The sequence below is a fragment of the Hyphomicrobium sp. genome (assembly GCF_009026145.1).
GTDB lineage: Bacteria > Pseudomonadota > Alphaproteobacteria > Rhizobiales > Hyphomicrobiaceae > Hyphomicrobium_A.
Genome location: NZ_WBUE01000024.1, coordinates 1 through 21615, shown reverse-complemented (window position 1 = coordinate 21615; position 21615 = coordinate 1). Strand labels below are relative to the sequence as shown.

Genomic DNA, 21615 nt, shown 5'->3' with positions numbered 1-21615 from the left:
ATGGCAGGAGATTTGGGCTCGGCTGTGGCGCGCCCCGTAGGGCGCGCCAGGCAATCCCGATGCGGCTACTTGCGGCCGATGACCATCGACGTCGATCCCACCAGCGGCTCGACCCGCGTTGCCGAGAAGCCGGCCGCGCGCATCCATGCCTGGCAGTCGGCGCCCGTGTAGTCGAACCCGCCCGTCGTCTCGATGAGCATGTTGAGGCTCATCAGCAGGCCGTAGGCGTTCTGCCGCCGCTCGTCGTCGATGATCGCGTCGTAGGCGATGAAGGCACCGCCCATCGGCAGCGCCTCGTACGCCTTGGCGATCAGCGCGCGCTTCTGCTCGAGGTCCCAGTCGTGAAGGATGTGACCCATGACGATGACGTCGGCCGTCGGCAGCGGATCTTCGAAAAAGTTGCCGGCCACGAAGGATATGCGGTCCGAGAGCCCGCTGTTCTCAACGAACCCCCTAAACACCGGCCCGACCTCGGGGAGGTCGAACCCGTAGCCGGTAAGATGGGCGTGCGCGTGTGCGAGGGTGACGGGAACCATGCCTTGCGCGCAGCCGACATCGACGAATGAACTATAGTCGGCCCAGGGAAACTTGGCCGCGATCGCCTGCGCGGGACCGGCACTGATGCTGCTCATCGCCCGCAAGAAGCGCTTGAGGCGCTCGGGATCGGCGTACAGCGCCTCGAACAGGTCGCTGCCCGCGCCCTTGCTTTCGTTCTGCGGCGCACCCGTCCTCAGCGCCTCCGTCAGCGAGCCCCAGAACCCGTAGAGCCGCGCGTTGGCCATCTCCAGGACGCCGCCTACGTAGCTCGGCTTTTGCGGGTCGAGAAAGAGGTCGGTAGCCGAAGTATTGCGATAGATGCCGTCGACGCGCTCGAGCATCCTCAAGGCGACGAGGGCGTCGAGAAAATCGCGCGCCGAGCGCGGATGCAGGCCGAGCCGCCGCGTCAGGGTCTCAATGTTCGCGGGCGCCTTGGCCAGTTCGCCGAACACGCCAAGCTCGACGGCGCTGAGCAGCGTCTTCGATCCCCAGAACCCCATGCCGAGTTGAAGAATGTCGTTGGGAGTTACGGTCGCGCTCATGGGCTCTGCTCCGTTGGCCCCTCGCACGCGAGAGCCTAGTTGCGCGGCGCGTGCGACTCAAGGCGCGGGCTTGGACGGAGGCTGACTTTGCCGCATGCAGAGCGGCGGGCCGTGAACCCGCCGCTCAGATAGGCATATCGGATATGCGCGCCAGGGACCCTAACCGCCAGGCGACTCTCTCACGCACTTCCCAGCGGCCTCGTCCCATTCCATGTCCGGCGTTTTCTCGCATTCAGCCTTTGTCGTCGGGGGAGCATCTTCGGCGAACGCGGGAGCGGCCACCGCCGCCACAAGGCCCAACGCCATGAGCGAAAGCAGGCTTTTCATGTTTCCTCTCCTATGAGGTTATCGTCGGCTCACGGAGAGATTGTCTGTCAGCGCGCACCGAGCATCCACAGCTCGTCTGCCAAGTGGCAAAAGCAATCGGAACTCGGGCATCAGCGCTTTCGTCTAACTGTCAGCGACTTTTACGGACCGCCGCATCACCGGCAGACCTGGCCGCGACCTTCACCACCCCATCGTGGACCGAAAGCAGCTCTCCTAGGCACGCTCGAAGCGCTTGAACTTGATGCGGTGCGGCTCGACCGCGGCATCGCCCAGGCGGCGCTTCTTGTCCTCCTCGTAGTCGGCGAAGTTGCCCTCGAACCATTCGACGTGGCTGTCGCCCTCGAAGGAAAGGATGTGCGTCGCGATACGGTCGAGGAAGAAGCGGTCGTGGCTGATGATGACGGCGCAGCCGGGGAAATCCTCCAGCGCCGCCTCCAGCGCGCCCAGCGTCTCGGTGTCGAGGTCGTTGGTCGGCTCGTCGAGCAGCAACAGGTTGCCGCCCTCCTTCAGCATCTTGGCGAGATGCACGCGGTTGCGCTCACCGCCCGACAATAGGCCGACCTTCTTCTGCTGGTCGGGTCCTTTGAAGTTGAACCAGCCGCAATAGGCGCGGCTCGGCACCTCCTTCTTGCCGCCGATCAGCATTTGATCGAGGCCGCCGGAGATTTCCTCCCACACGGTCTTCTTGTCGTCGAGGTGGTCGCGGCTCTGGTCTACGTACGAGACCTTCACGGTCTCGCCGAGGCGGATCGATCCCTTGTCCGGTTTCTCCTGCCCGGTGATCATCTTGAACAGTGTCGTCTTGCCGGCGCCGTTGGGGCCGATGACGCCGACGATGCCGCCGGGCGGCAGCTTGAACGACAGGTCATCGACCAGCAGCTTGTCACCGAATGCCTTCGACAGACCGTCGACCTCGACCACGACCCCGCCGAGCCGCGGACCGGTGGCTATCTGCAGCGACGCCTTGCCGACGTCCTCGCGGCCGGCTTCGGCGGCGAGCTTCTCGTAGGCGGTGATGCGCGCCTTGGATTTCGCCTGCCGCGCCTTGGGCGAGGAGCGGATCCATTCCAGCTCGCGCTTCAAGGTGCGCTGCTTGGCTTCCTCCTGGCCCTTCTCGACCTCCAGGCGCTTGGCCTTCTGCTCCAGCCAGCTCGAGTAGTTGCCCTTGTAGGGCACGCCCTGGCCGCGATCCAATTCCAGCGTCCACTCGGTGATGTTGTCGAGGAAGTAGCGGTCGTGCGTCACCAGGATGACGCAGCCGGTGTACTCCTTGAGGTAGCGCTCCAGCCAGGCGACGCTCTCGGCGTCGAGGTGGTTGGTCGGCTCGTCGAGCAGCAGGATGTCGGGCTTCGACAGCAAGAGCTTGGTGAGCGCCACGCGCCGCTTCTCGCCGCCCGACAGCTTGGTCACATCGGCGTCGCCGGGCGGGCAGCGCAGCGCGTCGAGCGCCTGCTCGACCTGCGTATCGAGATCCCACAGGTTCTGCGCGTCGATCTGGTCCTGCAGCGCCGTCATCTCGTCGGCGGTGTCCTCGGAGTAGTTGGCCGCGATCTCGTTGTAGCGATCGAGGATGGCCTTCTTCTCGGCGACGCCTTCCATGGCGTTGCCGAGCACGTCCTTGTCGGGATCGAGCTCGGGCTCCTGCGGCAGGTATCCGACCTTGATGCCGTCGGCCGCCCACGCCTCACCGATATAGTCGGTGATCTGCCCGGCCATGATCTTCAGAAGCGTCGACTTACCGGCGCCGTTGAGGCCGACGACGCCGATCTTGGCGCCGGGAAAGAACGACAGCGAGATGTCCTTCAGAACCTGCTTGCCCCCCGGATAGGTCTTGGAGAGCTTCGACATGTGATAGACGTACTGCGGGTTCGCCACGGGGGCGGCCTCCTCAAAATCGCAATGCCGGGATTGAGCTAGCGGCCTTCTAGCGGATTGGCGCGCGGGCCTCAACGGAGGTCGGTCGCGGCGGGCACCGGCCGCTTGCCGCAGGCGGCGGTTGCGCGTTATGCGCGCCGATCAAGTTGCTGAGCTATATAGGGAACTTGGCAGCGGTCGGCAAACGCAACGGTCCGGGGCGTGAACCCCGGACCGGCAAATCGCTCTTACAGCAGCCCGTCTACGCGCCTACGGGCTCGAGCGCCAGCACGGGCTGCTCGGGATAGGCCAACTGCTCGCGCGCGCGCCACTCGTTGGTGACGTAGTTGATGACCAGCGACTTGCGCACGCCCTCGATCTTGCGTCGCTCGAAGCCATGATAGCTGATGGTCGAGGGTACGAAGATCAGCCCTGCGTTCGAAGCAAAGGGGGAGCGACCTACCCACTTCTTGTCAGTGTTGTAGATGTCGGTCCCGAGGTCGGCGTGCGCAGGATCCTTCGATAGGTATAGCAGGAACGTGAAGGTTTTCACGCCGATGTCGGTGTGCGGCTCCAGCCAGAAGCCATCGACGTCCTGGGCAAGCTCGATGCGCAAATAGCTGCCATCGAGTCTGGCGCCGAAAGTGCGCTCGATCTCCTCTGTGACTTGCCGATCCTGGAGAGCTCCGGCGACCGCCGCCACGCAGCCGTACGCGGCCCGGTTCGGCGCATCGAAATATTGCCGGGTAGCATTGTGCAGCTCACGCTTGCCGGAAACGCCGCCGAGGTCGGCGGCGGCAATTGGCAGCGCCAGAATCTCCTCGACGACTGAGGCGGGAAGGCAGTCACGCAAGAACCAGTGGCGGTATGGCTCACGCTTTACGCTGGCGCGGCGGAAACTCTCACGCAACGAACGAGCGATCTCTTGTGCGGATGCTGGCATGGCATGGCGCTCCCAAATCGACTCATGACGATATGGATGCCAAAGCCAGGCGTTGGCCGCACCACGCGGGGCGGCGAATTTCGTTTTTGCTCCCCACTATACGTTGATCAGCATGCGTGGCGTCCCAGTCGAAACCGACGCGCGATTTCCCGGGCAATTTCTGGTGCCGAGTTGAGCGGCCTATAATTCCATTGCTCTATACCTTTACAGGGCTCTGGCAACCGCCGAGTTGCACCATGGCGTTCCAAGGCTTTATGGAAGCGCGCGAATTTCGCTGAGCCGCCATCCGCATGGAAGACGTACACAGGGCGTCCGGTAGCGCACGGCTCGCCGGTCATGTTGACGCTATCGGCCGGCGCCAGAAACACGTCCGCGCACGCAAGGAAATGCGGATAGGGATTGTCTCCCGTCCTGTCCCAGAAGATGCGGGGAAAGCGCTCAGTCGCAGCACGCACGCACTCGACAATCGCCGGCTCGGTACGTCGCGAGGGTGTGATGAGAAAGCTTGCGCCGTCGTTGCCGAGTGCTGAAAGCGCGTGCGCGAGGCGCTCGAGCGCGCCGACGGAGTAGAGATAGTCGCCGTTGGAGCCACCGAGCAGAACAGCAACGCGCGGCTGGGGAAGCGCAGCTATATCGGGCGGCATGGCACGCCGCATCGTTTCGAGACGCTCAGCGGTGAACCGATGTGGCGCCGTCAACGTCGTGATGACGTTCGGGCCACGCAGGCGGTCGTGCTCCGGCACCCAGAAGAGATCGGCCGTCCCGAGTGACACTTTCGGATCTTGCAAGATGACGGTGAAAGTCCGCTCGCCGGCGTGGCGCTTCAATGCGCGAATGTATGGCGTCGTCAGGCGCCCGATGGAGAGCGCGATGTCGGGCCAGGGTGGCGCAAACAGGCTGCCCTCTTTCCCGAACCGCTCGCGCGAGGCAACGCCGATCCAAGGCGACAGGAGCTTGTGAATGCCGGAGGGCGCGACACGCTTGACCGTGATGTCGACTCCGAGTGCGCTCGCGACACCGACCGTTTGCGCGTCGTTGCCGGCCTTACCGTCGCTGATGATCCAGCATTTGCGTCCGTCGAGAACGCCATGCGTGTCAGGCACCGGCGGCTCCATCCCTGCGAATTGAAATCGGCTTTCGAGGACGCCTAAGATCTAGTCCCGCCCCGTCCTCCCGTCACCTCACTTGAATTCGGTGCAACGCTGCTGGCACGACTTGATGCGTCAGGCTCTTGGTGCGCCCGCACATTCGAACTCGTTGGCAGCCAACCTGTGCAAGCGACGGTCTCTGTTGCCTATCTGCCGCGTCAGCTTGATGAAAGGCTCGCTGTTTCGCTTTTGGCGTTTGCGAGGCATTCGCCGCTGGCTAGCGTGGTGCCTGGCCGCGTGCGGGGGAGCATTGGGCGCGCCGTGCCAGGCATATTGTGATCGAAAAGTATTGCATGCGCTCGGGTCCGCCTCCGCCGCGGCGCGCGGGAGGAAAACGGACAATGCGTAAGATCCTCACTCTGCTCAGCGCCGTAGCGCTCTGCAGCATGGCGGCCGGCAATGCGGCGGATGCAGGTCACGCCCGCAAAACCTATGTCTGCTGGACCGCCATGGGCGGCTACACGGATTGCGACTGGCTGCCACGCGGCTACTACGTTCCCGGTGTCAGGCGCCCGAACTGCAGCAACGTGCGCGCCGATTCCGATCGATCCGAGTTCTATCTGACGCGGCGGCGCATTCGGGCGCTGGCCATGCAGGGCGTGCGCGTCGACACCATGGCGCCCGGGGCCTGGGCGGAGCTGCAGGCCGTGTGCAAGAAGAAACATCACAGACTCGGCTCACCGGCCGGAGGCCGCTTGACGTTCAGCGCCAGGAGAGGATGCCGACGCCGGTGAAGAAGTAGCGTCCGAGCCCCACCGTGAACACCAGCGCGCCCCACAGCGTGTGCTCGAGGAACACCGCCCAGAACGAGCGCGTCATGGCGTAGCGCCAAGCGAACAGCGCGCCCGTCGCCATGGTGCCGTAGACGGCGAGCGGCGTACCGATGACGACGTGCCCGAGCCCGAACAACACCCCGTTGAGGATGATCGCCAGCCACCACGCGCCCCCGAACAAGACGCCATAGCGATGGAAGAAGAACGTACGGTAGACCAGCTCCTGCACAACGACCGACATCAGCGGATAGAGCAGCATGATGCGCTGGTAGGTCTCCGGGCGGTTGCGCGGAAACTCCAGGAACAGCGCCGGGTGATAGTGGGCGACGTAGGCGGCGACGGCACCGCCGCCGACGGCGAACACGGCCAGGATGGAGCCGAGCTGCGCGAAGCTGAACCCGCGGGAGAGCTCGCGGCGCAGTGAGAACGAGCGGTCGATGGCAAGAAACACGACGACGACCGCCAGCACCGGCAGCAGGGCGATGAACACCGGAACGCCCTCGCCATGCACCGCGCGATCGACCGCGAAGGGAGCCGCCACGTAGAGCAGCGCCATCTCGAGGATGCGCCAGGCGCGCGCCGGCAGGGTGAGCTGCGGGATGGTGAGCGTCCCGCCGGCGCACAGGACGTCGATGCTTGGCGGAGACGCCTTCTGCATCACGTCCGCGCTCCCTGGCCGGCGAGCCAGCGGCGCTCGACCTCGCGCGCGATCGTCGCGGCGGAGTGCAAGGGTGGGTAGCTCCACGTGGGAATCGCGTCGAGGCGGTCGGGCAGCGGCCGCGTGGCGCCGTGGGCATGCAGCGCCGCGTGGAAGCGGCGGAACTTGGCCGAGCCGCCCGACGGAGTGAACACCAGCACCGGGCGCCCGGTCGCCGCCGCCTCGCCCGTCATGTTGACGCTGTCGGCGGTGACGACGAAGAGGTCGGCGTGGCCGAGAAAGTCGGGGTAAGGATTGGCGCCCTCCCCGTTCCACAACATGCGCGGGAAGGCACGCGTCGCCGCCTCGGTCACCTCGAGCAGGCGCGCGTGCGTGCGCCGCGACGGCGTGATCATGAAGCTGGCACCCAGCGCGCCGAGCGAGGCCAGCGCACCGGCGAAGCGCGCATCGTCCTCGGGACGAAACGCGTAGACGGCATTCTTGCCGCCCAAGATCACGGCGACGCGCGGGCGCGGCAGCGCCGCGATGTCCGCAGGCACGGCGCGGCGCAGCGCGGCCAGCCGTTCGGGCGTGAAGCTGTGCGGCGCGGTCAGCGTGGTGATGATGTTATCCCCGCGCAGGCGGTCGTGCTGCGGCACCCAGATCAGGTCGGCGGCAGAAAGCCCGGCCCTGGTGTCGAGCATCAGCAGCGTGAACGTCGCGGGCGAGCGTCGGCGCAGCGCGCGCAGGTATGGCACGCTGGTGCGCCCGAGGGCGATGGCGACCTCGGGCCAGGGGGGAGCGAAAGGAGTGCCCGGCGCGCCAAACCGCTCCGAAGGTGCGACCGGCCCCCACGGCGCCAAAAGCTTGAAGAGGCCCTTCGGCGCGATGGGCTTCATCTCGTAGGCGAGGCCGAGCGCATCGGCGACGCCGCGCGTCTGCGCGTCCATTCCGGCGGCGCCGGTGGTGATGATCCACGCGCTGAGGCCCTGTAGCGGGCGCTGCTGTTTGGCGGCTGCATCCATGTCGCTGCCCCGAGCTTGTCGCCATTGGCGCGCGCGCTGTCCATCCCTCTTTGCGACGCAACTGCGAGGGCGCTGCACAAGCGGCCCCGGGCGCTAGCCAAAGCTCGCGGCTTGGTGCAACGTCAGGCGCTCCGGCGTCCCCCTGTCGGCGCTGACTGCATCCGCGGAGAGAATTGCGCGATGGCCTTGCGCCTGGACCCCGTCGATTGGCGCATCCTCAAGGAGCTGCAGGCCGACGGCAGCATGACCAACGTCGCGCTGGCCTCCCGCGTCGGGCTGTCGGCACCGCCCTGCCTGCGGCGCGTGCGCGCCCTGGAGCAGGCCGGCCTTATCGCCGGCTATACGGTGCTGCTCGACGAGGCGGCACTCGGCTTCGAGCTGACGGCCTTCGCCATGGTAGGGTTGCATAACCAGGCCGAGGGGGAGCTGCGCGCCTTCGAAAATCGGGTGCTCGGCTGGCCGATCGTGCGCGAAGCCTACATGCTGTCGGGCGAGAGCGACTACATGCTCAAGTGCGTGGCCAAGGACTTGCCGGCGTTTCAGGAGTTCGTGCTGGACGAGCTGACGGCGGCGCCCAACGTCGCCAGCGTCAAGACGTTCCTCACCATCCGTCGCGCCAAGCGCGAGCCGGGCGTGCCGATCTCGGTGCCGGAGAAGTAGGAACACGGCGCAAAAAGGATCTCGTCGCTGCCACAAATTCAGGTGTCTTCCTCGGGCTTGTCCCGAGGGCCCACGGATCAGCGAGCTCCGAGGTTAGGAGTTCGCCGAATCCGGCAGCCTATCATGTGGCGCTGGAGCATGGGTCGAGTTGGATCCTCGGACCAAGTCCGAGGATGACGGCGCGCAGAAGCGCGCCGTCACTTCCACTCGATCTTGAGGATCTGGTAGGAGCGCGCCCCCTTGGGCGTCGTCACCTCGGCGGTGTCGTTCTTCGACTTGCCGATGAGCGCGCGCGCGATCGGCGAGGAGATCGAGATCTTGCCGTCGCGCACGCTCGCCTCGAAGTCGCCGACGATCTTGTATTTGACCTTCTCGTCGGTGTCCTCGTCGACCAGCGTCACCGTGGCGCCGAACTTCACGGTGTTGCCCGACAGCTTCGAGGTATCGACCACGTCGGCGCGGCTGATGCGATCCTCGAGATCGGCGACCTTGGCCTCGTTGAGTCCCTGCGCCTCCTTGGCGGCGTGATACTCGGCGTTCTCGGAGAGGTCGCCGTGCGAGCGCGCCTCGGCGATAGCCTGGATGATACGGGGACGCTCCTCCGATTTGAGGCGCTGCAGCTCCAATTCAAGCGTGCGAAAGCCCTCGATGGTCATCGGGACCCGTTCCATAGTCATTCCCTAACATCTCCCTACGGCCTGGCAGGGCTGCCAGGACCACCGACACTCGTTGGCTGCCAACGTGTGGAATGGACCGCGCCATCCGCGAGGACGGGCGGTCCCGATGGATTAGGATGGGTGCGTCACGAAGCTTTGCAAAGGGGCAACTCGCAACGTGCCCGCTTTCAGGGCTCTAATGGCCCGGGTGACTGCCACCGCACCGGCTACGGTTGTATAGTATGGTATATGATGTAGCAAGGCGGTACGGCGGATATCCTTGCTGTCCGCCAATGCCTTGGCGCCCGCGGTGGTGTTGAAAACAAGGTGCACGTCGCCGTTCTTCATGGCGTCGACGATGTGCGGGCGCCCCTCCAATACCTTGTTGATAGCTTCACACGCGATGCCGTTCGCCTCGAGGTGCCGCTTGGTGCCGCGCGTGGCGATGATCTTGAAGCCCATGCTCTCGAGCTGACGCACCGGCGCAACCATGCGCTCCTTGTCGCTATCCTTCACCGAGATGAACACCGTGCCGTGCATGGGCAGTACCTGGCCGGAGCCGAGCTGGCTCTTCACGAACGCCATGGCGAAGTCGCTGTCGATGCCCATCACCTCGCCGGTGGAGCGCATCTCGGGGCCGAGGATCGGATCGACGCCGGGGAAGCGCGCAAACGGGAACACCGCCTCCTTGACAGCGACGTGCTTGAGCTGCGGCGCCTTGAGCCCGAAGTCGGCGAGACGCTTGCCGGCCATCACCTCGGCGGCGATGGCGGCGATCGGCTTGCCGATCACCTTGGCGACGAACGGCACCGTGCGCGAGGCGCGCGGATTGACTTCGAGCACGTAAACGACACCGTCCTTGATGGCGAACTGCACGTTCATCAGGCCGACCACCTTCAGCGCCATGGCGAGTTCGCGCGCCTGGCGGTCGAGCTCGGCGAGCGTCGCCCCATTGAGGGTGTAGGGCGGCAGCGAGCAGGCGCTGTCACCCGAGTGGATGCCGGCCTCCTCGATGTGCTCCATGATGCCGGCGACGTAGGTATCCTTGCCGTCGGCGAGACAGTCGACATCCACCTCGACGGCGTCCGTCAGGTAGCGGTCGATGAGCAGCGGGCGCTTATCGGAGACGACGAGCTCGGACGGCCGGTCGAGCGTTGCCGACAGGCGCGCGACGTAGCGGTCGACCTCCGATCCGTCGTGCACGATCTCCATGGCGCGACCGCCGAGCACGTAGGAGGGGCGGATGACGACCGGATAGCCGATGGAATCGGCGACGGCGCGCGCTTCACCCGGAGAGCGGGCGATGCCGCTCTGCGGTTGCTGCAGTCCCAATTTGTCGATCAGGACCTTGAAGCGGTCGCGGTCCTCGGCGAGGTCGATGGCATCCGGCGAGGTGCCGAGGATCGGCACGCCCGCATCCTCGAGGGCGGCGGCAAGCTTCAGCGGCGTCTGCCCGCCGAACTGCACGATGACGCCCTTGAGTGTGCCCTTCGACTGCTCCTTGGCGACGATCTCCAGCACGTCCTCGGCAGTGAGCGGCTCGAAGTACAGCCGATCCGAGGTGTCGTAATCGGTCGACACCGTCTCCGGGTTGCAGTTGATCATGATGGTTTCGAAGCCGGCAGCCGTCAGCGCAAAGCACGCATGGCAGCAGCAGTAGTCGAACTCGATGCCCTGCCCGATGCGGTTCGGCCCGCCCCCCAGGATGATGACCTTCTGTGCCTCCGATGGGCGCGCCTCGCACGCCGGCGCGCCCGCGCCGTTGCCCGTCTCCGACAGGACTAGCCCGCGCTCGTAGGTCGAGTACATGTACGCCGTCGGCGCGGCGAACTCGGCCGCGCAGGTATCGATGCGCTTGTAGCTCGGGTGCACGCCGAGCGCCGCGCGCCGGGCAGCAACCTCCTTCTCGCTGATGCCCGCCAGCTTGGCGAGGCGCGCATCCGAAAAGCCCATCGCCTTCAGAGCGCGCAATTGCCCAGCCGATTGCGGCAGCCCGTGCGCTTTGACGCGCTCCTCCTGCTCGACGATTTCTTTGATCTGATTGAGGAACCAAGGATCGATGCGGCACGAGCTGTAGACCTGCTCGACATCGAAGCCGAGCCGCAGCGCTTGCGCGACCTTGAGCAGCCGGTCGGGCGTCGGCGTGGACACGGCCGCACGGATGACGTTCTTATCGTCGCCCGCCCCAAGTCCCTCGAGTGCGATGTCGTCAAAGCCGGAGAGACCGGTCTCCATTGAGCGCAACGCCTTTTGCACGCTCTCCGCGAACGTGCGCCCGATGGCCATTGCCTCGCCGACCGACTTCATCGCTGTCGTCAGCACCGGCTCGGAGCCGGGAAACTTCTCGAAGGCAAAGCGCGGGATTTTGGTGACGACGTAGTCGATGGTGGGCTCGAACGACGCCGGCGTGGCGCCCTCGGTGATGTCGTTGGCGAGCTCATCGAGCGTGTAGCCGACGGCGAGCTTGGCGGCGACCTTGGCAATGGGAAATCCGGTCGCTTTCGACGCCAGCGCCGAGGAGCGCGAGACGCGCGGGTTCATCTCGATGACGACGAGACGCCCGTCCGCCGGGTTGACCGCGAACTGCACGTTGGAGCCGCCGGTCTCGACGCCGATCTCGCGCAGCACCGCAATCGAGGCGTTGCGCATCATCTGATATTCTTTGTCGGTAAGCGTCAGCGCCGGGGCCACGGTGATGGAATCGCCGGTGTGCACGCCCATCGGATCGACGTTCTCGATCGAGCAGATGATGATGCAGTTGTCCGCCTTGTCGCGGACCACCTCCATCTCGTACTCCTTCCAGCCGAGCAGGCTCTCGTCGATGAGGATCTGGCCCACGGGGGAAGCGTCGATGCCGGAGCGGGCGATCTGCTCGAACTCCTCGCGGTTGTAGGCGACGCCGCCGCCCGTCCCACCGAGGGTGAAGGCCGGGCGGATGATGGCGGGAAGCCCGATGGTGTCGAGCAGGCGCATGGCCTCGGCAAAGCCGGCCGTGGTGTCGTAGCGGACGATGTGGCCGCTCGCATCGCGGATGGGGGGCGAGGAGGCAATGGCGGCGCGCGGGCTTTCAAGGCCGATGCGCTCCATGGCCTCGCGGAACAGCTTGCGGTCCTCCGCCTTGTCGATGGCCTCGGCGCGGGCGCCGATCATCTCGACGCCGAACTGCTCGAGGATACCCTGCCGCTCCAGCGCCAAGGCTGTATTGAGCGCCGTCTGCCCGCCCATGGTCGGCAGCAGCGCATCGGGGCGCTCCGCCTCGATGATCTTGGCGACAACCTCAGGCGTGATCGGCTCGATGTAGGTCGCGTCCGCCAGCTCCGGATCGGTCATGATCGTCGCCGGATTGGAGTTGACGAGGATGATGCGGTAGCCCTCGGCCTTCAGCGCCTTGCAGGCTTGCGTGCCGGAATAGTCGAACTCGCAGGCCTGGCCGATGACGATCGGTCCGGCCCCGATGATGAGGATGGACTTGATATCCGTGCGTTTGGGCATGAGGCGGCCTTTTATTCATGATCGGCGGCTTTGGCTATAGCCCCAATTCGCGCACGCGCGTCTGTGCACCGGCGTTTGGCCGGCGCGAGGCGCAAAATCGTGCGAAAAGACCGCGCTGGCGGTGGCTCGTGCCTACTTCTTCTCGGCCGGCTTATCGACCGGGGCACCCGGCGCCGGGGGAGCGTCCACCCTGATATCGGCCGGATAGCTGTACGTCGCCTCGAAGATCGGCTTGTCGAGCTTGTTGGCGCGCGCGTAGATGCTGCGCATCGGCAGGCCGGTGATCGGATCGACGTAGATCACGCGCACCGGGCGGTCGGGCAGCTTCGGCTTCTCGGCGACGCCGGGGCTGAGGTTCTCAGGACCCGGCTCAACGTTCTCGCCCTGGTAGGCGAGAAGGTTCTGCTGGGCAACTGCCTGCTTGCCAAGGCATTCGAACTCCCCCAGCGCGCCTTGGTCATCGCCCAGCGTCTCCTGCATCTGCGCGGCGAGCGCGTCGGCGACCTGTGGATGCAGCGGGCGCCACGACTCCCCTTCCATGCGGCTCCAGGCGTCGCGGCCGATGACGACGGTCTCGACGGGCTTCGGCTCGGCGGTCGACTTGATGACCTGGCGCATGCGGTTGGGCAGCATGTAGTCGACCGTCATGTCGACCACGCCCTGGTCCGAGAGCATCTTCGTCTGCATGCGGAAGCCGCTGGTTTTGCGCTGGCGCTCGAGCGCCGAGGCGACCTCATCCTTGCAGCCCGCATGGGCGGCGGGGCCGGCTGCGATTATCAGGGCTAGGGCCGTCAACAACCGGCGCATCGTCTGCTTCTCCATCGTTACTCGTCCTCGACACTTCAACCGCGCCACGCTCGAGCGCGGAGCGCCTATCTCATTTTGACCAGCGGGGCGTCCGGATGGTCCTCGATCTCGAGCTTCTCCGGATAGTCGTATGTCGCCTTGAATACGACCTCGTCACCTTTGTCGTCGGCAACGATGTTGCGCGCCGGCAGACCCGACTCCGGGTCGACATAAATGGTACGATGCAGCTGCGGAGCCCCCGTAGCGGCGCCGGCGTCCGCCTGCTTCTCGACGCTGCGGTACGTCAGATAGTCCTTGCCGTCGAGCGAGGTCGTGCCGAGGCAATCGAAATTGCCGACGTCCTTCGGCGGATCGACCACGGCGGCACGGACTTGCGCGATGATGGTCTGCGCCACGGCCGGCATCAGCTCCTCCCATGCGCCGCCCTGGCGGCTGTAGGCGCGGTTGCCGAAGAGCACGGTTTCGAGTGGCGCCTGGTTGGGGGCGACGATGGTCTGGCGCATGCGATCGGGCGGCTGATACTCGACCTTGATCTGCACTGGACCCGATTCACTCTTCAGCTCGGAGACCATGACGAAGACGCGCGAGGCGCGCTGCTTGTCGAAGGCGGCGGCAACGGCTTGCCGGCACTTTTCGTCGGCCAGCGCCGGTGCCGCGAGCCAAGCCGCCATTGCGCAAAGGAGCGCGCCGCGCTGCATCAATTCCTCCCACGTCATGCCGCCCGTTGGGCCAAGGATGGCCGTCGGGCCGCTTGCTTACTGTGCCTCGGGAACTTTTTCCATGCCGGTGTCGCATAATTCCCGATAGCGGTACACTATAACGGCACCCCGCCGGGGCGGGAGCCCCGACCGCATTAATGTTTTGTAGGGTAAAGCGCGGCGGCCGGCGATCAGCCGGGCTTGCGGCGGCGCATCAGATCGACGAAGCGCTCGAACAGGTAGTGGCTGTCCTGCGGACCGGGCGAGGCCTCGGGGTGGTACTGCACCGAGAACACCGGCTTGTCCTTCACCTGCAGGCCGCAGTTGGTGCCGTCGAACAGCGACACGTGCGTCTCCTCCACCCCCGCCGGCAGCGTCGAACGATCGACGGTGAAGCCGTGGTTCATGGAGGTGATCTCCACCTTCTCGGTGGTGAAATCCTTCACCGGGTGGTTGGCGCCGTGGTGGCCCTGGCGCATCTTGTGCGTCCTGGCGCCGAGCGCCAGCGCCAGCATCTGGTGCCCGAGGCAGATGCCGAACACGGGCAGGCCCGAGGCGACGAGCTTCTTGATCTCGGGCACCGCGTACTTGCCGGTCGCCGCCGGATCGCCGGGGCCGTTGGACAGGAACACGCCGTCCGGGCGGCGCTCGAGGATATCCTCGGCGCGCGTCGTTGCCGGCACCACCGTCACCTTGCAGCCGGCGCTGGCGAGGCAGCGTAGGATGTTGCGCTTCAAGCCATAGTCGATGGCGACGACGTGAAACGGCGCGTTCTCCGCCCGCCCGTAGCCCTTGCCCCACACCCAGCGCGTTTCGTCCCAGGTGTAGCTCTGGCCGCTGGTCACCTCCGGCACGAGGTCCATGCCGTCGAGCCCCGGCCAGGCCGCGGCTTCCGCTTTCAGCTTGTCGAGGTCGAACTTGCCCGACGGCTCGTGCGCGATGACGCCGTTGGGCATGCCCTGCTCGCGGATGCGGGCGGTGAGCGCGCGCGTATCGACGCCGGCAATGGCGATGATGCCGCGCTGCTTCAACCAGCGATCGAGATGCTCGGCGGCGCGATAGTTCGACGGCCCGGTGATGGGCGCGCGCAATACGCAGCCGCGCACACCCGAGCGGGCGGCGAGGTTCGAGGTCTCGGTGTCCTCGTTGTTGACGCCGACGTTGCCGATGTGGGGAAAGGTGAAGGTGATGATCTGCCCGGCATAGGAGGGATCGGTGAGGATCTCCTGGTAGCCGGTCATGGCCGTGTTGAAGCACACCTCGCCCACGGCCGTGCCGGTGGCCCCGAGGCCGACGCCGGCAATGACGCTGCCGTCCGCCAGAACGAGCCGCGCGGTGAGCGGCGTGTCGGCCCAGGGCGGCAGCGGATCGGATGGCGTCGTCGTCAATGGCGGCTCCGGGCATTCGCGCGGGGCGCGGCGCAACGGGCGCGGCCGAGGCGCCGTGCGGACGCGAGGCAAGGGGGCGGAATGCGGCCGGAACCTATGGGAAGGCTTCCCGCCGGTCAACTGTGAAGCCAATGCCGGGCGCCAATCATCGTCCCGCTCGCTTATCGGACACGATGGCGCCGTCCATGAGCTCGACCTGCCGGTCCATGCGCCGGGCGAGGTCGAGGTCGTGGGTGACGGCCACCACTGTCTTGCCGCGCTCATCGACCAGATCGCGCAGGATTTGGAACACCTGCTCGCTCGACTTGGAATCGAGCGATCCGGTCGGCTCGTCGGCGAGGATGACGGGGGCGTCGTTGGCGAGCGCGCGGGCCACGGCCACGCGCTGGCGCTGGCCGCCCGAAAGCTGGTCGGGGCGCTTGTGGGCATGCTCGGCAAGGCCCAGGGAGGCAAGCAGCATTAGGCCGCGCGCATCCATCTCCTCGCGCGACAAGCGCCCGAGGGCGCGCATCGGCAGCGTCACGTTCTGCAGGGCGGAGAACTCCGGCAGCAGAAAGTGGAACTGGAACACGAAGCCAAGCTCCGACAGGCGCGTATAGGCCCGCTCCGCCTCGCTCATGTGGGCGGTGGACTTGCCGTGGATGCGCACCTCCCCGCTGGTCGGCAGATCGAGCAGGCCGAGCAAGTAGAGCAGCGAGGATTTGCCCGATCCGGAGGGTCCGGTGACGGCGACGAACTCGTTGTCGCCGATCGCCAAGTCGATGTCGTGAACCAGCGTCGTCGGCACGACCCCTTCCAGAATGCGGGTCACGCTGCGCGCTTCGATCAGCGGTTGCGCGCCGCCCGCTCGCCTGTCGGCCAGCGTCGTTGTCTGGCTCCGCGTCATGTCGCACCGCGGATGATGTCGACCGGGTGCACGCGCGATGCCTTGCGGGCGGGCATGAAGCCGGCGGCGAACGAGGAGGCGAGCGCCACGAACAGCGCGATGAGGTAGTGCCAGGCGGAATAGGCGAGCGGGATGCGGTTGGCGTCCATGAACGGGCTCTTGAACTCGACCGAGGCGAGCGCCAGGCAAAGCAGGTAGCCGAGGACGAAGCCGAGCAGGCCGCCGGCGAGGCCGATCACCTGTGCCTCGACGATGAAGATGAGGCGCACCGTGCGCTCCGTGAGGCCGAGCGACTTCATGATGGCGATGTCACGCGCCTTCTCGTAGGTAATGGTCGAGATGATGTTGTAGGTGCCGAAGCTGGCAACCAGCAGAATGGCGCCGACGATGGTGTACATGATGACGTTGCGGATGACGAAGGTGGACAGCAGATCCTCGTTCGCCTCCTGCCACGAGACGGACTTGTAGCCGGTCTCGCTCTCCATCCGCACGGCTATGTTCTGCGCGGCCATCGGGTCGGCGGTGCGCACACGCAGCTCGTTGACGAGGCCAGTTTGCTTGGCGAGGATCTGCGCCGTGCGCACGAGCACATACGCCGTGCCCTCGTCGATGGAGCGCACGCCGGCGTGGAACATGCCGACGACCTGGGCATTGATGCGGGCGCCGTCGCTCGTCTGCACGGTGATGTTGGCGCCGACGCGGGCACCGATCTTCTCCGCCAGCCGGTCACCGAGGATGATGGCGTTGGTGGCGCCGTAGAGCGAGCTGAGCGTTCCCTCGCGCATCTGCTTGACGAGCTCGGACACCTTCGGCTCGCGGTGCGGATCGATGCCGAAGATGCTCGTTCCCACGTCGCGCGAGGCGTAGCGGATGATCCCCTGCACCTTGACCGAGGGCGCGATGCCCCCCGGCAGCCACGCCTCGAGCGAGGCCATGGTGGCGAGCGGATTCTTGATGCCGCGTCGGCGCACCTCTGGCGTCAGGCCGTAGATCTGTGCCGCGTCGAATGCCACCTCGGCCGGCTGCTCGGGCGGATTTCGGCGCTCGTCGTAGACGGTGACGTGCGGCATGGCGTTGACGAGCTGGCGAATGAAGTCGTCCTGCGAGCCCTGCATCAGCGCCGCCATCATGATGGAAAAGCCGACGCCGGTGGCGACGCCGGCGACCGCGACCAGCGTCTGGCGCGCGCGGCTGCGCACGTGCGTCAGGGCGACGTCGAGGACGAGGTTCATGGGGCGGCCGTCGGCGCTTGGGTTACGCGCACGCGGGCCCCGTCGGTAAGGCCGCCGGGCGGCGGAAGGGCGATGCGGTCGGCCTCGGAGAGGCCCGCGACAACCTCAGCCGAGCGGGCGCCGCGAATACCGACCTCGATCTTGCGTGCGCGAACCCGGTCGCCGTCGACGACGAACACGCGGCTCCCCTGCAGCGCGGCGACGGGGATCAGCAGCGCACCGGCCTTCTCGCGCGTAATGACGTTGGCCTCGACGCTCATGCCGGGCAGCAGCACGGTATCGTCGGGCAGTGCCACCTTGATGCGGTAGGTCTTGGCGATCGGATCGCCGATGCGCGTGACCTCGCGCACCTTGCCCTCGATGCGCTGGCCGGCAAACGCGTCGGTGCGGAACAGCACGGTCTGGCCGACTTTGACGCGCGGGATGTCCTCCTCGTTCACCTCGGCGACGACCTGCAGGGGCTTTTCGGCGCCGATGCGGAAGAGGATCTGACCCGCCTCGGCAATCTCGCCCACCTCCCCGTCGCGCCGCAGCACGATGCCGTCGATCGGCGCGATGATGGTGCGATCGGCGATCTTCTCCATCTGCACGAGGATGAGCGCCTGGATGGTGCGCAGCTCCATCGACACGCGCTCGTGCGCCTGCGGCGACACCACCTTCTTTTCGACCAGCGTGGCGTGGCGCTCGAGCTCGCGCTTGGCGAACTCCTCGCGCGCCCTGAGCTCGGCGAGCGCCGCGTTCTGCTCCTTGTCATCGAGGCGGGCCAGCACCTCGTCCTTCTTGACGGCTTTGCCCTCGCAGTCGCAGATCTCGACGATGCGATCGCGGATGACGCTGGTCACCTTGGCCCAGCGCACCGGCTCCACGGCGCCAGTGGCGTAGACGATCTCCACCGCGGTTCCGATGACCGGCGAGACCACCGCCACTTCCGGGCCGCGCAGGGTGCGCCACGACCAGAACGCAGCCGCGGCCGTCGCCAGCACCAGTGCTAGTGCCAGCGCGCGGTGGCGACGTGCCCGCGCAGCCAAGCGCTGGAGCAGTCCCGGCGCCGCTGCCGCGACGTGGTCGACCACCTGATGAAGAGGTCTCTGCATCGCTCGTCTCGCTCATCCGCCCCATCGATGCAATGCACCGCGGCGGCGCCATGACTTGCCGCAAACGTGCGCGCAAAACCAGCGCAAACGATGACGGACACATTCGTGCGCCTTGCCTCGGGCAGGGGCGCAAACATATTGGTGATAGGAACGGACCCCCACCCAGCAAAGAGGATGGCTTATGCGCTGCTTTCAATTCGCCGTGACCCTAGCCCTCGCCGCGGTGCTGGCAACACTTCCCGTCTCCGCGCAAGCCGATCCCGCCGACGCGGAGATCGTCACCATCCGCCCCGCCGCGACCACCGGCACCAAGCAGGGCCTTCCGATCTTCCAGGGCATCTCCGGGCAGAATGCCGGCGCCAAGCACATCTCGATGAACAAGGTCATCATTCCGCCTGGCGGCGCCGCCAAGGCGCATATCCACAAGGGCTATGAGTCGGTGATCTACCTCATCAAGGGCAAGGTGAAGACGCTCTACGGCGAAGGCCTCAAGAAGAGCATCATCAATGAGGGCGGAGACTTCATCTATATTCCGGCCGACCTGCCGCATAAGCCGATCAACCTCTCCGCAACCGAGCCGGCCGAGGCGATCGTCGCCCGCACCGATCCCAACGAGCAGGAAAGCGTCGAGCACGTCGCCGAGCCCGGCGCGGCCGACGCCAAAGAGTAGCGGCCATTCCCGCCAGCCTTGCGCCGCGCAGGCGTGGCGCCTAAACAACCGCCTCGCAGTGATGGAGGCAATGATGCGCGACAAGATCAACGACGACCTGAAGGCGGCGATGAAGGCCGGCGACAAGGATCGCGTCGGCACGCTGCGTCTCATCAACTCGGCCATCAAGTCGGCCGACATCGAGGCGCGCCCCTCGGGCAAGGACAAGATCACCGACGCCGACATCCTCTCGGTCATGGCCAAGATGATCAAGCAGCGCCGCGACTCCATCGAGCAGTTCACCGCCGGCGGCCGCCCCGAGCTGGCGGCGAAGGAAGCGGCCGAGATCGCCGTCATCGAGGCTTACATGCCCAAGCAGATGAGCGAGGCGGAGGCCAAGGCGGCGATTGCGGCGATCATCAAGGAGGTCGGCGCGGCGGAGCCCAAGGACATGGGCAAGGTGATGGCGGCGCTGAAAGCCAAGTACGCCGGGCAGATGGACTTCGGCAAAGCGAGCGCCATCACCAAAGGGCTGCTGAAGTAGGCCGCTACGACGGCCCCACATGTCATCCTCGGCTTTATGCCGAGGATCCAACTCGACGCTTGCTCCGACGAGGAAAATTGCCGCCCACGGCCAACCAAGCGACCTGAACTTGGGAACCCGCAGTTAATGTGGGTCCTCGGGACAGGCCCGAGGATGACGGTTGAGAGCAAGCCCGAGGATGACACCTAGAGCGGAGGCTTGCGCAACAGACCAAGCACACGACGCGAGCCTGTGGATTGCGCATATAACCGATTGAAATTGATCGGCGCAGGGCCGGTGGCGGCGCGAATCGCGTAGGTCAGACATACGCGTGCCTTTGCCGACCCATGCGAGCCCGATGCGCTATCCACCAAATTTCCTCGATGAAATACGCGCGCGCCTCAGCGTCAGCTCCGTCGTGGGCCGCAAGGTTGCCCTGAAGCGCGCCGGGCGCGAATATAAGGGCCTCTCCCCGTTCAAGATGGAGAAGACGCCGTCCTTTACGGTCAACGACCAGAAGGGCTTCTATCATTGCTTCGCCTCGGGCGAGCACGGCGATATCTTCACCTTCGTGATGAAGACCGACGGGCTGACGTTCCCCGAGGCGGTCGAGCGCCTGGCCGAGGAGGCCGGCGTGCCGATGCCGAAGCTCTCACCCCGCGATGAAGCGCGCGAGGACGAGCGCGAGCGGCTCTACCGCATCGTCGAGATGGCGGCGGCGTTTTTCGAAGCGGCGCTGATGACGGGAGCGGGCGCCGAGGCACGGCGCTATCTGGAAAAGCGCGGCCTTGCCCGCGAGACCATTGCCTCCTTCCGCTTGGGCTATGCGCCGAACGACCGCGCGGGCCTGCGCAACCACCTCGCGGCAGCCGGCTTCAAGGTCGAGGAGATGATCGCCTCGGGCATGCTGATCGGCGGCGACGACATCCCCGTCGCCTACGATCGCTTCCGTCACCGCGTGACGTTTCCCATCGCCGACCTACGCGGGCGGGTCATGGCCTTTGGCGGTCGCGCCCTCGATCCCAACGCGCCGGCGAAGTATCTCAACTCGCCTGACACCCCGCTCTTTCACAAGGGCTTCAATCTCTACAACGCCCACCGCGCACGCGGGCCCGCGCACGACAAGGGCCGCGTCATCGCGGTGGAAGGCTACATGGACGTCATCGCGCTCACCGAGGCGGGGTTCGGCGAGAGCGTGGCGCCGCTCGGCACGGCGCTCACCGAGGAGCAGGTGAAGCTCCTGTGGCGAATGGCCGATGAGCCTATCCTGTGCTTCGACGGCGACGCGGCGGGCCGCAAGGCAGCATTCCGCGCCGTCGAGACGGCGCTGCCGCTGCTGAAGCCCGGCTTCAGCGTACGCTTCGCCTTCCTGCCGGGCGGCCTCGACCCGGACGACCTCGTGCGCCAGCAGGGCCCGCAGGCCTTCGCCGCCGAGCTCGGCAAGACGCGCGCGCTGTTCGACGTGTTGTGGGAGCGCGAAGCGCAGGAGCAGGATCTGTCGACGCCGGAGCAGCGCGCTGCCTTCGAGGCGCGGCTCAAAGCCATGGTCGGCAAGATCGGCGACGCCGCGGTGCGCGCCCACTACGAGCGCGAGCTGCGCGAGACGCTGTGGGCGCTCAACCGCACCGTGGTGCGCGAGATCGCCCGCGGCCAGGGCCCGCGCCGCGGGGCTGGCGGAGCTGTGCGACGCAATAACGTTACGCCCGACTGGCGGGTGCGCGAGCGCGCCCGCCTGGGGCCGAAC

Annotated in this window: 20 protein-coding genes; 5 read left to right on the top strand and 15 right to left on the bottom strand. The window is 66.3% G+C overall.

Translation table 11 applies throughout. The features are described from left to right. Window positions 1-65 precede the first annotated feature (65 nt). From F9K20_RS16330 to F9K20_RS16310, 5 genes are all read right to left on the bottom strand, one after another. Window positions 66-1079: a methyltransferase gene (locus tag F9K20_RS16330; RefSeq protein WP_291004166.1), complete on the bottom strand. Its 1014-nt coding sequence runs from the start codon at window positions 1077-1079 to the stop codon at window positions 66-68. A gap of 159 nt (window positions 1080-1238) precedes the next feature. Then, complete coding sequence (locus F9K20_RS16325) at window positions 1239-1406, bottom strand: hypothetical protein (RefSeq protein ID WP_291004164.1); 168 nt, start codon at window positions 1404-1406, stop codon at window positions 1239-1241. Between the two features lie 213 nt (window positions 1407-1619). Next, entirely contained in the window at window positions 1620-3281 is a 1662-nt protein-coding gene (gene ettA / locus F9K20_RS16320; RefSeq protein ID WP_291004162.1) for an energy-dependent translational throttle protein EttA, read from the bottom strand. Window positions 3282-3522: 241 nt separating this feature from the next. After that, window positions 3523-4203: a 2OG-Fe(II) oxygenase gene (locus F9K20_RS16315; RefSeq protein WP_291004160.1), complete on the bottom strand. Its 681-nt coding sequence runs from the start codon at window positions 4201-4203 to the stop codon at window positions 3523-3525. 107 nt (window positions 4204-4310) lie between these two features. Further along, window positions 4311-5306 carry a mitochondrial fission ELM1 family protein gene (locus F9K20_RS16310; protein ID WP_291004158.1) on the bottom strand — a complete coding sequence of 332 codons (996 nt, stop codon included), beginning with the start codon at window positions 5304-5306 and terminating at the stop codon, window positions 4311-4313. 386 nt (window positions 5307-5692) lie between these two features. On the opposite strand from F9K20_RS16310, the gene F9K20_RS16305 reads away from it, so the two are divergent. Then, complete coding sequence (locus F9K20_RS16305; protein ID WP_291004156.1) at window positions 5693-6085, top strand: hypothetical protein; 393 nt, start codon at window positions 5693-5695, stop codon at window positions 6083-6085. On the opposite strand, the gene F9K20_RS16300 is transcribed toward F9K20_RS16305, so the two are convergent. Both F9K20_RS16300 and F9K20_RS16295 read right to left on the bottom strand, forming a co-directional pair. After that, a complete protein-coding gene (locus tag F9K20_RS16300) occupies window positions 6054-6782 on the bottom strand; it encodes a CPBP family intramembrane glutamic endopeptidase (protein ID WP_291004154.1) in 729 nt (242 codons plus the stop codon). The two genes, F9K20_RS16305 and F9K20_RS16300, sit on opposite strands and share 32 nt — an antisense overlap. Continuing rightward, window positions 6782-7786 (bottom strand): mitochondrial fission ELM1 family protein, encoded by a 1005-nt coding sequence (locus tag F9K20_RS16295; RefSeq protein ID WP_291004152.1) that lies wholly within the window; start codon window positions 7784-7786, stop codon window positions 6782-6784. Before F9K20_RS16295 ends, F9K20_RS16300 begins: the two co-directional genes overlap by 1 nt. Window positions 7787-7966: 180 nt before the next feature. On the opposite strand from F9K20_RS16295, the gene F9K20_RS16290 reads away from it, so the two are divergent. After that, a complete protein-coding gene (locus F9K20_RS16290; RefSeq protein ID WP_291004150.1) occupies window positions 7967-8446 on the top strand; it encodes an Lrp/AsnC family transcriptional regulator in 480 nt (159 codons plus the stop codon). Between the two features lie 197 nt (window positions 8447-8643). On the opposite strand, the gene greA is transcribed toward F9K20_RS16290, so the two are convergent. The 8 genes from greA to F9K20_RS16250 all read right to left on the bottom strand — a co-directional run bounded on the left by greA (window position 8644) and on the right by F9K20_RS16250 (window position 18699). Next, the gene (greA, locus tag F9K20_RS16285; RefSeq protein ID WP_291004270.1) at window positions 8644-9117 is read right to left on the bottom strand and encodes a transcription elongation factor GreA; all 474 of its coding nucleotides are present in this window, start codon (window positions 9115-9117) and stop codon (window positions 8644-8646) included. A 117-nt stretch (window positions 9118-9234) separates the two neighbouring features. Next, window positions 9235-12594, bottom strand: a complete 3360-nt coding sequence (gene carB, locus F9K20_RS16280; RefSeq protein ID WP_291004147.1) for a carbamoyl-phosphate synthase large subunit — start codon at window positions 12592-12594, stop codon at window positions 9235-9237. 132 nt (window positions 12595-12726) lie between these two features. Next, window positions 12727-13416, bottom strand: coding sequence for a hypothetical protein (locus tag F9K20_RS16275; protein ID WP_291004145.1), 690 nt, complete (start codon window positions 13414-13416; stop codon window positions 12727-12729). Window positions 13417-13466: 50 nt separating this feature from the next. After that, the gene (locus F9K20_RS16270) at window positions 13467-14099 is read right to left on the bottom strand and encodes a hypothetical protein (protein ID WP_291004142.1); all 633 of its coding nucleotides are present in this window, start codon (window positions 14097-14099) and stop codon (window positions 13467-13469) included. Between the two features lie 191 nt (window positions 14100-14290). Then, window positions 14291-15487, bottom strand: coding sequence for a glutamine-hydrolyzing carbamoyl-phosphate synthase small subunit (gene carA, locus F9K20_RS16265; protein ID WP_291004139.1), 1197 nt, complete (start codon window positions 15485-15487; stop codon window positions 14291-14293). Between the two features lie 145 nt (window positions 15488-15632). Continuing rightward, window positions 15633-16373 carry an ABC transporter ATP-binding protein gene (locus F9K20_RS16260; protein ID WP_291004134.1) on the bottom strand — a complete coding sequence of 247 codons (741 nt, stop codon included), beginning with the start codon at window positions 16371-16373 and terminating at the stop codon, window positions 15633-15635. Further along, window positions 16370-17605, bottom strand: coding sequence for an ABC transporter permease (locus F9K20_RS16255; RefSeq protein WP_291004131.1), 1236 nt, complete (start codon window positions 17603-17605; stop codon window positions 16370-16372). Before F9K20_RS16255 ends, F9K20_RS16260 begins: the two co-directional genes overlap by 4 nt. Next, complete coding sequence (locus tag F9K20_RS16250) at window positions 17602-18699, bottom strand: efflux RND transporter periplasmic adaptor subunit (RefSeq protein WP_291004128.1); 1098 nt, start codon at window positions 18697-18699, stop codon at window positions 17602-17604. The genes F9K20_RS16255 and F9K20_RS16250 overlap by 4 nt, the downstream gene beginning before the upstream one ends. 181 nt (window positions 18700-18880) lie before the next feature. On the opposite strand from F9K20_RS16250, the gene F9K20_RS16245 reads away from it, so the two are divergent. The 3 genes from F9K20_RS16245 to dnaG all read left to right on the top strand — a co-directional run. After that, a complete protein-coding gene (locus F9K20_RS16245; protein WP_291004125.1) occupies window positions 18881-19369 on the top strand; it encodes a cupin domain-containing protein in 489 nt (162 codons plus the stop codon). Window positions 19370-19439: 70 nt separating this feature from the next. Further along, on the top strand, window positions 19440-19892 hold the full coding sequence (locus tag F9K20_RS16240) for a GatB/YqeY domain-containing protein (protein ID WP_291004122.1): 453 nt from the start codon (window positions 19440-19442) through the stop codon (window positions 19890-19892). A gap of 337 nt (window positions 19893-20229) precedes the next feature. Further along, window positions 20230-21615 (top strand): DNA primase (gene dnaG, locus F9K20_RS16235; RefSeq protein ID WP_291004119.1); only part of this gene is annotated, 1386 nt, incomplete at its 3' end.